This is a genomic window from Roseibium sp. RP-7 (assembly GCF_053005225.1).
Genome location: NZ_JBRKQA010000004.1, coordinates 306,459 through 320,665, shown reverse-complemented (window position 1 = coordinate 320,665; position 14,207 = coordinate 306,459). Strand labels below are relative to the sequence as shown.

At 58.4% G+C, this 14,207-nt stretch carries 9 protein-coding genes; 3 read left to right on the top strand and 6 right to left on the bottom strand.

Going from position 1 to position 14,207, the window contains the following annotated elements; all coding sequences use genetic code 11:
• Positions 1-291: 291 nt before the first annotated feature.
• Complete coding sequence (locus ACVDG9_RS27745; RefSeq protein ID WP_228933149.1) at positions 292-1,086, bottom strand: IclR family transcriptional regulator; 795 nt, start codon at positions 1,084-1,086, stop codon at positions 292-294.
• Positions 1,087-1,458: 372 nt separating this feature from the next.
• On the opposite strand from ACVDG9_RS27745, the gene ACVDG9_RS27740 reads away from it, so the two are divergent.
• Positions 1,459-3,561 (top strand): TonB-dependent receptor, encoded by a 2,103-nt coding sequence (locus tag ACVDG9_RS27740; protein ID WP_447239548.1) that lies wholly within the window; start codon positions 1,459-1,461, stop codon positions 3,559-3,561.
• A 144-nt stretch (positions 3,562-3,705) separates the two neighbouring features.
• Here the strand turns inward: ACVDG9_RS27740 and ACVDG9_RS27735 are convergent, their stop codons facing one another.
• The 5 genes from ACVDG9_RS27735 to ACVDG9_RS27715 all read right to left on the bottom strand — a co-directional run bounded on the left by ACVDG9_RS27735 (position 3,706) and on the right by ACVDG9_RS27715 (position 9,302).
• Positions 3,706-4,749 carry a methyltransferase gene (locus ACVDG9_RS27735; RefSeq protein WP_447239547.1) on the bottom strand — a complete coding sequence of 348 codons (1,044 nt, stop codon included), beginning with the start codon at positions 4,747-4,749 and terminating at the stop codon, positions 3,706-3,708.
• 73 nt (positions 4,750-4,822) lie between these two features.
• On the bottom strand, positions 4,823-5,608 hold the full coding sequence (gene dhbA / locus ACVDG9_RS27730) for a 2,3-dihydro-2,3-dihydroxybenzoate dehydrogenase (protein ID WP_447239546.1): 786 nt from the start codon (positions 5,606-5,608) through the stop codon (positions 4,823-4,825).
• The gene (locus tag ACVDG9_RS27725) at positions 5,598-6,464 is read right to left on the bottom strand and encodes an isochorismatase (RefSeq protein ID WP_075281848.1); all 867 of its coding nucleotides are present in this window, start codon (positions 6,462-6,464) and stop codon (positions 5,598-5,600) included. Before ACVDG9_RS27725 ends, dhbA begins: the two co-directional genes overlap by 11 nt.
• A gap of 9 nt (positions 6,465-6,473) precedes the next feature.
• Positions 6,474-8,108: a (2,3-dihydroxybenzoyl)adenylate synthase gene (locus ACVDG9_RS27720; protein WP_447239545.1), complete on the bottom strand. Its 1,635-nt coding sequence runs from the start codon at positions 8,106-8,108 to the stop codon at positions 6,474-6,476.
• A 33-nt stretch (positions 8,109-8,141) separates the two neighbouring features.
• On the bottom strand, positions 8,142-9,302 hold the full coding sequence (locus ACVDG9_RS27715) for an isochorismate synthase (RefSeq protein WP_447239612.1): 1,161 nt from the start codon (positions 9,300-9,302) through the stop codon (positions 8,142-8,144).
• Between the two features lie 101 nt (positions 9,303-9,403).
• Between ACVDG9_RS27715 and ACVDG9_RS27710 the strand changes: the two genes are divergently transcribed.
• Both ACVDG9_RS27710 and ACVDG9_RS27705 read left to right on the top strand, forming a co-directional pair.
• Positions 9,404-11,062, top strand: a complete 1,659-nt coding sequence (locus ACVDG9_RS27710; RefSeq protein WP_447239544.1) for a condensation domain-containing protein — start codon at positions 9,404-9,406, stop codon at positions 11,060-11,062.
• Positions 11,063-11,078: 16 nt separating this feature from the next.
• Positions 11,079-14,168, top strand: a complete 3,090-nt coding sequence (locus ACVDG9_RS27705) for an AMP-binding protein (protein WP_447239543.1) — start codon at positions 11,079-11,081, stop codon at positions 14,166-14,168.
• The last annotated feature ends 39 nt before the right edge of the window (positions 14,169-14,207 follow it).

Sequence of the window (14,207 nt, the reverse complement as noted above, 5' to 3'; positions counted from 1 at the left end):
CCATTTCGTCGATTTTCCGGCTGTGGTCGTGGTTTATAATGCAGGGGTTCCAGGCGAAATAGTCCTGCGATGCATGGCAAAAATACGCGGCAAAAAATTGGGCGGACGCTCTATGAGGGCGGCTCGTCAGATGCCGGGGCTGACCTTACTCCCGTAGATTTTTCTGGCCGATTGGGCAACGAGTGCCAGGTGGGCTTTTAGATGATCACCGACCTTTTGATTGGAGCCGATCTGGCCAAAAGCTTTTTTGTGAGCCTGCTGTATTGCAAATCCCCGGAGAGGGGAGGGGGCTTACAAACCCGTGAACGCATCCAGGCCACCAGTTTCCCGCGCCGCTTGCCGGGCACAGTCGAACAGAGCCTTTCTGTCCTCGGGCTTGTGCATGAGGCCGAGATTTGTGACCGTCGTCATGACGCAGGCAATCTCCTGCTGTGCATCAAACACCGGCACGGCCTGTCCCGTAATACCTGGTAGCAGGTGGTCGGTCAGTTCGGCCCAGCATTCGGCGCGAACGGTCTCGAGGATCTTGCGCGAGGGTGGTTTGCCTCGGAAATGAGGAGGCTGCAATTTCCTGGCAACGTTGATCTGGCTTTCGGGAAGGAATGCCTGGAAGACCAGACCGCATGCGGAATTGTCGACCGGCAGAACGTCACCAAGCCCAACGGAACTGATCGAAAAAAGTGCGCTACGATACCAGCGCACGACTGTTGGGCCGCGCTCGGTCCAGATGGCGATGCCCGCACTTGCGGCGTAGCCACTGGCGAGTTGCTTCGTGTGCCTTGCCGCGATCTCCACAGGGTTTACACGTTTCAAGGCGCCAATGCCGATACTCAGCGCTGTCGGGCCAAGATCGTAGTGCCCGGTCTGGGGGTCTTGCATGACGAGCCCCTCCTTCACCAGGCTTTGAAGGTATCGGTGTGCAGTCGGGCTGCCGGTGCCGGCCTGTTTGGCGATGACGCCAAGTGCCATGGCTTCGGAACCATTGGCCAGGATGTTCAAGAATCGCGTGGCAATGGAAACGGATTGAATGTTACCGGAGCGTTTGGGTGATTGTCCGGTCATTTCGCCATCTGCGTCTTCACTCATTGCCTGGCACCTTAATCGGCTGATGCCCGGATTCGTCGTGCAACCAATCTGAATATTTCGACAACGCACACCCCTCCCATCTCACCGACAGGGTATTTGGCAACCATTGCAAGTTCAATCGTGAATGCAGCAGATTTTCCGTTGAAATTCAGTTTGTTGACTAAAGGTGTTGCCGGTTCGCCACATTTATTTATGAGTTTTATACTCATGTTGAAATGTGTAATGAGTTCTGTATAGTGAAATTCAGTTGATCCGGTCACCGGCGGCTGGGGCAAGCATGAGCCGCAACCGGTGACAGGGTCGTCTCTCCCCAACTGCTCGTGGGCAAGGCTTTTCCAGCTCGCGCAGTCATAAACTCATCAGGATCAAGAGATGAAACCGACTCGTATTGCGACGATGCTTGGCAGCACCGCCGTGCTCACCGTTTCACAGATGGTTACCAGCATCGCATGGGCTCAAGATGCAGGAACCGGAACTGCTGCTGACGTAACTGTCCTCGATACGATCCTCGTGAGCGGCGAAAAGATTTCGCGCAGCCTTCAGGAGACGGCCAGCTCGGTTGAAATCATTACGGGGGAGGATCTGGAAACACGGCCGGATGAGGAAAATGTCCAGAGCGCCATTCAGGACGTTCCCAACGTCTACTATCCCGGCACGGCAGGCGTTGCGCCGATTATCCGCGGGCAGGATACGCAAGGGCCGAACACTGGCGCGGTCGCGTTTTATTCAGGTACCGTTCCTCGGGCGTCCATCAACATTGACGGACACTACCAGACCTATTTCGAAACGGTGTTCGGTGCGACATCGATCTGGGATGTGGACCAGATCGAAGTGTTCCGGGGCCCACAGACAACGTCTCAAGGTGCGAACAGCATCGCCGGTGCGATCATCGTCAAGACCAAGGATCCCACGTTCACGCCGGAAGGTGCGCTGCAGGCTGAATACGGCAGCTACAACACTCACCGTGTGTCGGGCATGCTGAGCGGACCGCTGAGCAGCCAGCTCGCCGCCCGTGTCGCGCTGGACTACTACGGCCGTGACACGTTCATCGACTATATCAATTCAAGCTTCACGGATGACGAGACCAACCTCGACATCATGTCCTTCAATGGACGGGCGAAGTTGCTCTATACGCCTGACGCCATTCCGGGTCTGACGGCAAAGCTCACCTATGCGACCGCTCAGAACAATCAGCCGACATATGAAGCTGCGACGGTCCAGCCCTACGACCGGCTTGAAAACAGCCAGGCAAACGTGCCGAGCTTCTATTCCCGTTCACACACCGGGATCGCCGACCTTTCCTATGAGTTCGAAAACGGAATTGTCGTCAGCAACGTCACCCAATACACCGATCTGGAAGTGAAGCGGAGCGTCGAAACAGTCGGCAACGGCGATGCGACCATCGACCAGCAGAACTGGTCGAACGAGACCCTGGTGAACTTCGGAACCCAAGACAGCACCTTCAGTGGTGTTGCGGGGCTTTATGCAGCTCATACACAGTCAGACGAAACCCTGCTCTTGCCTTTCAACGGTTCGCCGGATTTCGAGGATTCCAAGACCAATCTGGGTGTATTCACCGAGATCGATTACCGGATCAGCGATGCCTGGACCTTGACAGGCGGCTTGAGGTTCGAGAGCGACCGGATCAAGCGCACCGGCCTGTCGTCGACGGTTGCGCCCAGGCCCGTGGATTTCGATTACGACGAGACCTTCAACGCGCTTCTGCCGAAGATTGCACTCGCCTACAACATCACGCCGGACGTTACCGTAGGCGGCCTTGTCAATCGGGGTTTCAATCCAGGTGGTGTTGCCTTCGACTTCCTGAATGGAGAAGCCCTGCCGTTCAAGGCGGAGACGTCCTGGAACTATGAAATTTTCGGCCGTGCCAATCTTCTGGACGACAAACTGTTTGTGTCCGCAAACCTGTTCTACACCGACTATCACGACTCCCAGCGTTACTTCCAAACGGTGTTGCCTGGCAGCAGCGTGACGCAGCTCCTCACGTTGAACGCGGAACGGGCCCACGCCTATGGTCTTGAAGTGGCGATGAACTACCAGGTCCTGGACAATCTGCGTGTGAATGCCAATGCCGGTGTGCTTCAGAGCGAGATCTCCGAATTCGACACGCTGCCGTCGGTCGAAGGCAATGAATTCGGCAAGGCTCCGGGCTATATGCTGGGCTTTGGTGTGGACTGGAGTGTGCTGGAAAACCTGACCCTCTCGGCAAATGTCGAGCATTTCGACGGATACTATTCGGACGATCTCAACACGCCGGCTTTCCAGGTCGATCCCTATACAATCGCGAATGCACGGGCGACCTACCAGGTTCACGATCATTTCCAGCTTTATGGCTACGTGAACAATATCTTCGACGAGCGTGTTCCAACCTATCTCGAGAACCGGCCGGGAGTCGCTTCCTTCGCCACCATGACGGCACCGCGCATGTTCGGCATTGGTGCAAAGGCAACGTTCTAAATCAGGCTTCACGACACAATTCTGCCGGCGGCACGGGGTTCCTCAGCCGCCGGCAGCACATTGATTTCTTAAGAAACTTAGCCGTTTAAATATCTATCTGACGTGAACCGATTTTCCGAGCGAGAGGGGAGGGGAGTGGCTGCATCAACCTGCCAGCCTGAATTCCAGAATGCTGACGGGGCTGGCCGTCGGAGTTATGGAAGAAGTCTCAAAACCTGCCTTCGCCAACAGTTCGGTAAATTCGTCCGCCGTCCGCTCCCTGCCACCGAGCTGCGTCATCATGAAGATATCCTGGGACGATCCGCGGGCGCCGGCAGCAGCGTCGCTGGTCATCATGTCGATCAGGTAAAGGCGCTCTTTTCCGCTCAGGGATTGGCTGGTGTTCTGCAGGATGGTGATCGCAGCTTCGTCGTCAAAGTCATGGAAGACCCGGCTGAACAGATAAACATCGGCATCACCTGGTACATGCTCGAAGAAGGATCCGTTTTGAGTAGTTGCCCGGCCGTTTGACCGCATCTGCTCGAACAGCGGATCGTGGTCTTCGACACCGCGCGGAAGCTCGAACAGAGTTCCCGTGGTTTCCGCGTTCCTGACCAGAATTTGTGCCAGAAACGACCCGTTGCCGCCGCCGACATCCATGATCCTGGTGCCCGGTGCGAATGCCAGTTTGTCGACGACGACAGCACCAATGCCTTTTGAGGCCCCGTTCATCTGGTCGTCGAACCGTTTTTGCGCGGCCTCATCCTGTGCGTGCCAATGGAAAAACGCGGAGCCATGGGCCAGATCGAAGGCAGTCGTACCGGTTCGCAGTTGTTCGGGCAGGTTTTCCCAGCTTCGCCAGAGCAACGGGTCGAGTTCACAGGCCACCCAGTTGCGAAGGCTCTGCGGATGCCCCGGCACGAGGTGGCGGGTGACAGGGGAGGGGAGGTAATGCCCCTGGGAATCCAGGGAAATCACTTCTTCATTGACCAGGTGCCTGAGCACTCGTTCCAGGAGACGGGGCTTTGTTCCAGTGATTTCCGCAAGCTCTCCCAGCGATCTCGCCCGCTCGACCAGGAGGGCGGGTATCCCGAGCTCGACAAGAGCACGAATACATTGAGACGTACGATATGCCGTGATCTGTGCCATCAGCTTGAAGGGCGGAACGGGGGCAGGTTGTTCGGAAGGTGTGGGAGCTGGTGCTGTCAATTTTGCAATCCTTGTAAATGAAAATTTGCCGGAGGGTCCGGCTCAATGGAGGGCAGGGGAGGGGCGCTGGCTGTCAGGCGCCCAGGGTCGCGCCTCCATCGACCACGATGTCCTGTAGCGTGATGTGCCCGGCTTTGTCGGATGCAAGAAACAGCACCGTCTCTGCAATATCGTCCGTCGTGGCTACCTTTTGCAGGGGAATGCCGAGTTTGAACCGATCCGGTTGGCCCGCGACCAGCTGTCTGTAGCCGGATCCTCCACCCACCATTTCGCGCAGCATCGGTGTATCGGTCGAACCCGGCGAGACAAGGTTGCAGCGGATGCCGAAGGGCGCGAGTTCCAGCCCGATACAATGGCTGAGGCTCGCCATCGCCGCCTTGGACGCGCAATAGGCAGTCATGCCCGTGCGAGGCACATGCGCCGCATTGGAGGCAATGTTCACGATCGCCCCGCTTTGCCGTTCCTTGAACACCGGTATCCATTGGCGCAGCAGGTAAAACGGTCCGCTGACGTTGACGTTCATACAGGCCTGCCAATCCTCTAGCGACAGATCCTCCGCCGCCCCGGTTCGCAGGACACCGGCGGCATTCACCAGGATGTCCGGGTACCATCGGTCCGCCATGAGCCCGCTAGAGATCTTTTCAACCTGACGGGCATCGGCAAGGTCCGCTGTGAGAATGCGAAATGGCAGGGTGTTGTCGCCTGCCTGTCTGTCGAGACCAAGGACCGTGGCTCCCTCGTCACAAAACCTTTCGGCGATGCGCCGACCGATGCCGCTTGCGGCACCGGTTACGAACACGCGCTTGTCTGCGAACTGCCGAGTTGACGTGTCGGAGCGCTCTGCTGTGTCAGGCTGCAAGGCGCTTGCTTTCAATGAGCGCCCACCAGCCGTTCAGGGTCGGGACACGCGCCAGTTCGTCAAAGCCGACCACAATGCCGCGTTCCTTCAGTTCACTGGCAAGTTTCATGACCTGAATGGAATCGAGGCCATAGAAAATCAGGTTTTCTTCCGGATCGAGATCGGCGTCGTCTTCGATGAGCTCCAACACGCGGCTGTGCAGCCAGTCCCGCATCGGCTCAGACTTCTGGGCTGCACCTGTGAGGCTTGCCGTATCTGTGACCGCACCGCAGCGGGTGGCGACATATTTCAGGGCCATCTTGTGTTCGGCCTCGGAAAAATCGGCAACCGCATCGCCGATCATGAAGGCCTGAATGTCGTTCATGAACGCATCCGCAACAGTCATCAGGCAGCCGATATGTGCGTAGATGCCACCGACGATCAGTTGATCGCGGCCAAGGGATGCCATGCGGGCCTTGAGGTCGGATCGTTGAAATGCACTGTAGCGCCATTTCGTCAGAACCACGTCGTTTTCGCCGGGCTCCAGTCCCTTGACCACCTGCTGCAGGGCCGGGTCGGCCACGGTCAGGCCGGGACCCCACATGTCGTTCAGGAGTGCTCGGTCTTCCAGCGGCTGGTCATGAGGCTGAGCCGTGTAGATGACCGGGACTTTGTTGGCGTAGGCCCAGTTGCGAACACGCTGCAGGTTGGCGATCAACCGCGTCATCAGTTCGCCGTCGGCGTTGTAGTAGCGGAGGAAATAGTCCTGCATGTCGTGGATCAGGAAGACAGCACGCGCGGTATCCGGTTTCCAGCCGGTCTTGTTCGCTGGAAAGTCCTTAGGCATCGGGTAGTCGGAAATTGTCGGGATGGTCATTGGGAACCTCTACTGTGTCAGAGCGGGAGTGAATTTCTGCGCGAGATCCATGCGCAGTTTCTTCTTGTCGGGTTTGCCGAAGGCTGTGAGGGGAATGGCGTCCGCAAAACTGAAGCGGTCAGGCAGCTTGTAATCGGCAACTCCGAGCGACATCAGGTGCCTGCGAAGAGCAAGCGGCTTGATGCAGGAGTTGTCCGAGACAATGACAGCGCAGCTTTTCTCGCCGAGTGCCGGATCCTGGATGGCGACAAGGGCCGCTTCACGCACATCAGGATGAAGCAGAAGCAGGCTTTCCACCTCTTCCGCGGCTATCTTCTCGCCGCCCCGGTTGATCTGGTCCTTTACCCGTCCAACCACCCGCAGATAACCTTCACCGGTGCGGCACACCAGGTCTCCGGAATAGTAGAACCCGTCCTCATCGAAGACGTCGGCATTGTGTTCCGGGCTTCGAAAGTAACCGCGGAAGGTGTAGGGACCACGCGTCGCAAGTCTGCCCGTTTCGCCGTCGGTAACAGGTTGCCCGTCTTCTCCGACAATCTTGATTTCGTCGTCAGGGCTGATCGGGCGTCCCTGGGTCGTGAAGACAAGCTCATCCGGATCATCCAGACGGGTGTAATTCACCAGTCCTTCCGCCATTCCGAAGACCTGTTGCAGCTTGCAGCCAAGTATCTGAGGAACCAGACGCGCATGGGACTCGGGAAAATGTGCGCCGCCCACCTGCAGGAGTTCCAGGCTCTCCAGCGCATTGCGATGATCAGGCGCTGCCTGAAGCCAGAGATTGACGGCGGAAGGCACAAGACCGGCCATCGTCACCTTGTGTTTGCGAATAAGCTCGAAACAGGCAAGAGGTTCCGGATTGGGGGCGAGCACAACGCAGCCACCGGCATGGAACACTCCGAGTGCACCCGGTGAACTGAGCGGAAAGTTGTGCCCAGCCGGCAACGCGCAAAGAAACCGCGTTTCGGGTGTCAGGTCGCAAATTTCCGCGCTGGCCCTGACGCTGTAATCGTAGTCGTTGTGCGTGCGTGGGATCAGCTTCGGTGTACCCGTGCTGCCGCCGGACAGTTGGAAGAAGGCGACTTCGCCTGGGGGTGTCGGTCCGTAATCGGGGGCAACGCCGTCCGGAGCACTTTCGATCCAGTGTGACAGGCTCGAGGCGGGATCTGCTTCGTCCATAAGAAGAACAGTGAGAGCACCGTCCTGCATTTCCTGCAGGCTGCCGATGAAGTCTTCCGTCCGGAACAGCTCATGTTGGCGGCTGGCGATCAGAAGTTTCGGTTCGATCTGCCGGGCATAGGCCGTCATCTCGTGACGTCGATGGCTGTAAAGCGCGTTGACCGGTGCAATGCCGGCCTTCAGCAGCGCAAAAAAGGCGATGTAGAACTCGGCGAGGTTTGGCAGCTGCACCAGTGCGGTGTCACTGGGACCCAACCCTTTTGCCGCCAATCTTGCAGCCAGATTGGAGGACAGCCGGTCGAGTACGTCATAGGAAAGGGTTCGTTCGCCGCACACGATCGCCGGCGCGGAGGGACGCGTTTGCCTTTGTTGATCCAGAATTCGGGTCAATGGTTGATCGATCCAGTAGGCACAGGTGCGGTAATGCGCTGCCAGATCCTCTGGCCAGCGCTGAAATTCGACGTTCATTGGAAAACCTGATTGTTTTGTAAGGTCAGGGGCTCAGGCGGCGAGGCCGCAAGCCTTGAGCATGGTGCCCAGTTTGGTTTGGACTTCGGCCCATTCGCAGTCCGGTTGAGAGGCCTCAACGATGCCGGCACCTGCGAAAAGCCGCACGACTTCACGCTCAACGATGCCGCAGCGGATGGTGATGGCCCATTCGCCGTTCCCCTGGGCATCGCACCAGCCGACAATTCCGGTGAAAAGCCCGCGCTCGAACGGTTCGACAAACCGGATGAGACGGTGAGCCAGCTCGGTTGGATATCCGCAGACAGCAGGCGTCGGATGCAGGAGGCATGCTAGCTGCAACACGGTCATCGACGGGTCGTTCAGCTGTCCCTCGATCCTGGTGGACAAATGCCACAAAGCCGCTGTGCCAAGAAGCGACGGCTGATCCGGCACATCGATCTGTGAGCAATAGGGTTGCAGCAATCGGTGAATGTCCTCGACGACCAGCCTGTGCTCGTAGCGATCCTTTTCGGAGCGAAGCAATTCAGTGCCGGCGTCCTTGTCGGCGGCGAGTTCGGGCAGGCGCCTGGTTGACCCCGCTAGCGGGTTAGACGTGAACGAGCGGCCGTTCTTGCGAATGAGCAATTCCGGACTGACGCCGATCAACTCGCTGCCATCCGGAAGTGGCACCTGGAACTGATAGCCGTCGGTGTTCTGAGCCCGCAGGCTTGTCATGAGCCGCTCGACATCGACAGGCTCTGCAAATTGCAGTTCCCGTATGACCGAAAGGACGGCCTTGCGGACATCACTGTGCTGGAAGTTGACGATGGCGTGTTGGACGGCCCGTTTGAAGCCGGCCTCATCCGGATAACTCCGCTGTGCGAGCAGCTCCGGCATGATGCGTTTGGAGACGGCGCCTCCGTTCGGCTCCTTGCAGGTGCGCCATTCATGGCGTTCAGGCACGTAGAGGCAGGACACCTCACCGAGATCGAACGGAATGGCACCAACGACAATCGGGTTTTCCTGGCCAGCATTGCGGGCGCGTTCCAGGGCTGCGCCAACCGTGGCTTGAAACAGGTCCCCCGAAGTTTTTCCGGGCCGGGCCGGGACGGCAATCCGCTCACGAATTCCGTCTGCATGCAGTTCGTTTCCGCCTGAAGTGAACAGAAATTTTCGCTTGGGATCAGGCTGGATGGCCACGTCTTCGTGACGCATCACTCTCGCTCCGGTTGCCATGGAGCATCTCCTATATGAATGGTTGACCTGCTTCAATACTTGAGTATGATACTCATGTTTTGTCAACACCAAAAGTCGCAATGAAAAATCTTACACCCATGCAGGCCGCTTACTGGACCGGGCGCGAAGCCAAGGGCTTCCTCGGAAATGTATCAGCTCATCTTTATGTGGAATTCGATGGCAGCAACATCGATCCGGCCCGGCTGGAGGGCGCGCTTCGCAAACTCTATGAGACGCATGCCATGCTTCGCATGCAAATCGCGGTGGATGGCCGGCAAGTCATTGGAAAACCAAAAGAAAGCCTGTCTTTCGAGGTCGAGGACCTGAGCCGTCTCAAGCCGCAAGCACTCGCCCATCGACTGGCGGAAAAGCGGGAAAGCTGGACCAGTCGATCGCTGGACCTTGCCAGCGGTGAGACGTCCGCATTCGGACTTAGCCTGCTGCCCGATGGTGCCAGCCGTTTGCATGTCGACACGGATATGGCGGCGATCGATCCGCCGAGTTTCTGCCTCCTCATGGAGGACCTTGCCCGGTACTACGAAATGCCCTCATTGCCGGTGGAGCCCGGGGAAAGCAGCTTTTTCGACTGGCTGGACGCCAAAGCCGATGATGCGGATTTGCACAGGCGTCAGCAGGAAGACAAGCGCTGGTGGCAAGAGCGTCTGGATGACATGCCGCCGGCTCCCGATCTGCCGGTCGTTGCCGCTGGCCAACGGGTCAAAAGCGGCAGGCTCGCCGCCTATCTGTCGCCTGCTGAACGCAGATCACTGGAAGAGACCGCGCGCCGGCTGCGCGTGACGGTGTCGGCGTTGATGCTGGGGTTGTTCGCCGCCGTTGTGGGCGGGGCCACCGGCAGCGGCCGTTTTCGTCTCAACGTGCCGATGTTCTGGCGTGCTCCTTACACCGCCGGAGTCGAGCGGCTAGTCGGAGACTTTTCCAACACCCTCATTCTGGCGGTCGATCTACGGCCCGGGGAGACCTACGAAGAGGTTTGCAAATCTCTGGCCGGCAGAATGCTGGACCTGCTCGCCCATTCTGCCTATCCGGGTGTCAGCGTGATGCGTGATCTGTCGCGCCATCAACGGTCCCTGCAGTCTGCGCCCATCGTGTTTACCTCCGGCCTCGGTCTGCCGGGGGGAGGCCTCTTTTCCGAACGTGTCCGTCAGCATTTCGGATCGATGAACTGGGCCGTGTCACAAGGGCCGCAAGTTGCCCTGGATGCTCAAGTTGCGGAACTGGACGGCGGTATCCTGGTCAACTGGGATATCCGATATGACGCACTGCCCGAAGCCTGGGTCGATGCCGCGTTCAAGAGCTATGAGCGGCTCGCGAGGAAAGTTGCGGCCGACCCGCGGTCACTTGGCGAACAGGCAGTTTGCAGCGTCATGACGTGCGGTTCTGCAAGACGGCCGGCCACATACACCGAAGACATGCTTCTGGAACTGTTGAACCGACTGGCGCCGGGCAGAGTGACTGGCAGTGACTCTGACATGCATCTCCCTATCCGGGATTTCGGACTGGGCGAGGGCGATCTTGCGGACTTCGTCACCTTTCTCAATCGTTACATTCCGTCTGCAGCCATTGCACCGGAGGACATTGGGCCTGAGAGCACAACCGCCGCCCTGGCATCCCTGATCAACGATCGCTCCGGCAAGGCGTCGGACAGCATCGCACGAGCTTTTCTGCAGGCGGTTGGCGCAAGTAGCCGGATTTCGCTTGCAGCTCAACCTGCCGAATAGATCCGCTGGAGGCATCATGACATCCGAACTGACGTCGCTGCAGCGCGCGTACCTCCTTGGCAGAAGCGAATATGTGCCTCTCGGCGGCGTCGCGATGCAGGAGTTTCGCGAGTATCGCGGTCGCTTCAACCTCGCTCTTCTGGAGCGCCGGCTGCTCCATCTGGCGGAGCGATATGACAGCCTGCGGACGGTTGTCGATGGCCAACGCCAATCGAGACACGTCCTGGCAACGCCGCAGGTCGATTTCCTCCGCATCGATCTGTCCGACCAGACGCCGGAAAGTGCTGAGCAAAAGATCGCCGAGTTGAAGCAGGGGTTTACCCATGAGCTGTTCGATCTGACTGCACCGCCCTGGCGGGTCGTCGCGTTCCAGCTGCCCGAAACGGCCGGCAAGACCGGAGATGACTGTGCAATCTTCTTCCGGTTCGATGCGCTGATCCTGGACGGTTTTTCCATAGCTGCGCTGATGGTCGAACTGTTCGAGGATCGACAGATCGAATCCGCGACAAGCTTGCCTGTTCCTTCTGCCATACAGCCGATCAAGAGCCAGAACGAGGCTGATGCAAACTATTGGAGGGCCAAGCTCCGGTCTTACGAAGGCGTGCCGAAGCTTCCCTGGGCGAAATCTCTGGAGACCATTGGAACCTCTCGCTATGCGCGCGCCGGTTTGACGATCGATGCAGCGCGATTCCGCAAGCTCACGCGCATGGGGGCAAAGGCGGGCCTCTTTCGCAATACGGTGCTGTCGGCCGTGATCCTGGAAGTTCTGTCGCACTGGTTGAGCGAAGGGGGGCTTCATGTCGGCGTACCGGCGGCCCCGCGAACGGAAGGGGGCTACCAAAACGGGTCGACGTTCTTTGCCGTCGCTTGGGACGGGCAGGGAACAGACGATTTTATTGCCAGGGCAAAGGCCTTGCAGGACGACGTTCTGGAGGGGCTGGATCACCTGTCGTTTGCCGGCGTCGAAATCAGCCGGTTCCTGATGGACCTCGGAGGTGGTGCAAGTGGTGTCGCCTTGCCGGTTGTCCTCACGAACGGGCTGTCCTGGCCAGTGCTCTCGTCCGATGCGCACGTTCGCCTGCATGACGGCCTGACACAGACACCGCAGGTCGCATTGGACATTCGCCTGGGTGCGTTGGCCGACGGAGGTCTGGTGATCGATATCGATCACGCTGTCGAGGCTATCGAGCGCACCGTCGTCGACGATATTCTTGCAGCCATCGACAAGGCCGTGACCGCCATCTGCGAAAGCGAAGAGCTTCAGGTCGAAGCGCGAAACGTGCTGGATTTCGACCACTATCGGTTCAACATGCGGGAGGAGACTTATGCCGCCTGCGGGTTCCTGAGGCGCATTGCCGACAACATGTTTTCAGCACCGCCGGAAAACGACTCGCTCGTCTGCGGTGCCCGTCGGGTCTCCTATGCAGAGCTCGGCAGGGGCGTGCACAAGGTGCTGGCGTCTCTCGCGGCCCGAAACCTTCAAAAGGGAAATGTTGCGGTTCTTGCGCTGCCGCGTTCTCCTGAGCAGACGATGGTGACGCTGGCCTGTGCGCTCCGTGGGGTAATCTGGGTTCCCGTGGATGCTTCTGCCCCAGAAGAGCGCAGAAAATTTCTCTGCGACAATTGCAAGCCAGACCTTGTCGTCGGAACGCAGCCGATTGAGGGCTACGACGTCGTTTCTGCCGAGACGCTGCTGCAGGGAGAACCGTCCGGCGACGTATTTGACTTCATGCCGCCGCTTCAGGAGCTCTCGTCCAGTCCGGAGGCCGCGTACTATCTTTATACCTCAGGCACGACCGGGAAACCGAAATGCGTCGTGCTGTCCAACCGATCGACCGACAACGTCATCGGCAGCACCAATGCGGAGTGGGAAATCACTTCGGGTGACGTCTTCATTTCAGTCAGTCCGTTGCATCACGACATGTCTGTCTATGAGGTCTTCGGGTGTCTGACCGCTGGCGGAACGCTGGTTCAACCCGCTGAGGGCGAGGAGAAGGATGCGGTTCGGTGGAACCAACTGATTGACGCGCACGACGTAACAATCTGGTCGTCGGTTCCGACCATCTTCGAGATGCTGCTTTCCTGCCGTCAAGAGCCGGAACTTGCCAACTTGCGCCTGATTAACCAGGGCGGCGACTACCTCAAACCGGCGGTGATCGCTGATGTAAGGCGCAGCAACCCGGCTATCCGACTGAGTTCAATCGGCGGACCGACCGAAACCACGATCTGGAGTATCTGGCACAGGATCTGTCCAGAAGATACAGGCAACATACCTTATGGCCGCCCGCTGCCGGCAAACCGGTATTTCGTGCTCAACGAAAAAGGCGAGCACTGCCCTGTCGGTGTTGTTGGCCGTATCCATTCTTCGGGTGTGAACACGGCGCTCGGATATCTGGAAGACGGCGAGTTGCGGCAGCATGACTTCGTCACGATCCGGGATGAGCACGGAGAGCCGGTTCGCGCATTCCGGTCTGGAGATCGGGGGCGATACAGGCGCGACGGCCTGATCCTGTTCGACAGCCGCGTTCAGGGCTACGTCAAGGTGCGCGGCGTCCGCATTTCCATGCCTGACGTCGAGAATGAACTTGTGAAACACCCTGACGTCGCCCGCGTTCTACTGACGGATCTTGGAGACGAACGCCGTGGGGAAACCGAATTGGGTGCCCTTTATGAACCGGTTCCAGGAAGCGGACTTTCCGATGCGGACCTTCGGAATTTTGCAAGACAGCACCTGCAGGAATCCCACGTTCCCGCGTACTTTTTAAAGGTGGATAGCATTCCTCTGTCTGCCAATGGAAAACCGGATCGAAGGGCTGCGAGGCAATTGCTTGCAGATTTCCCTTCCAGACGACCGGTGCCGCGAAGGAAAACATCCTCGGCAAACCGGCGGCTTCTCGACATCTATCTGGAGGTCGTCGGCTGCGGATCAACGTCAGCCGTAAATGGGGCTACCGACTTCCTGTCGATGGGGCTGTTACCGTCGCATCTCAAGTCGATCGCTCAGCGCATCTCCGACGAATTCGGCGTCGCTTTGCCGCCAAAGCAACTTCTTATGTGCCGAAACGCGAACCAGGTGGAGGAACTCGTTTCCCGAGAGCTGCCTTGATTGGCCTCAAGACGTTCCGTTTTCCAACCGTGCGAAAAA

Bases quoted from the DNA above. Each gene is read 5' to 3' on its own strand.
- ACVDG9_RS27745 (WP_228933149.1), bottom strand. From the start codon at position 1,086: ATGAGTGAAGACGCAGATGGCGAAATGACCGGACAATCACCCAAACGC.
- ACVDG9_RS27740 (WP_447239548.1), top strand. From the start codon at position 1,459: ATGAAACCGACTCGTATTGCGACGATGCTTGGCAGCACCGCCGTGCTC.
- ACVDG9_RS27725 (WP_075281848.1), bottom strand. From the start codon at position 6,464: ATGACCATCCCGACAATTTCCGACTACCCGATGCCTAAGGACTTTCCA.
- ACVDG9_RS27720 (WP_447239545.1), bottom strand. From the start codon at position 8,108: ATGAACGTCGAATTTCAGCGCTGGCCAGAGGATCTGGCAGCGCATTAC.
- ACVDG9_RS27715 (WP_447239612.1), bottom strand. From the start codon at position 9,302: ATGCGTCACGAAGACGTGGCCATCCAGCCTGATCCCAAGCGAAAATTT.
- ACVDG9_RS27710 (WP_447239544.1), top strand. From the start codon at position 9,404: ATGAAAAATCTTACACCCATGCAGGCCGCTTACTGGACCGGGCGCGAA.
- ACVDG9_RS27705 (WP_447239543.1), top strand. From the start codon at position 11,079: ATGACATCCGAACTGACGTCGCTGCAGCGCGCGTACCTCCTTGGCAGA.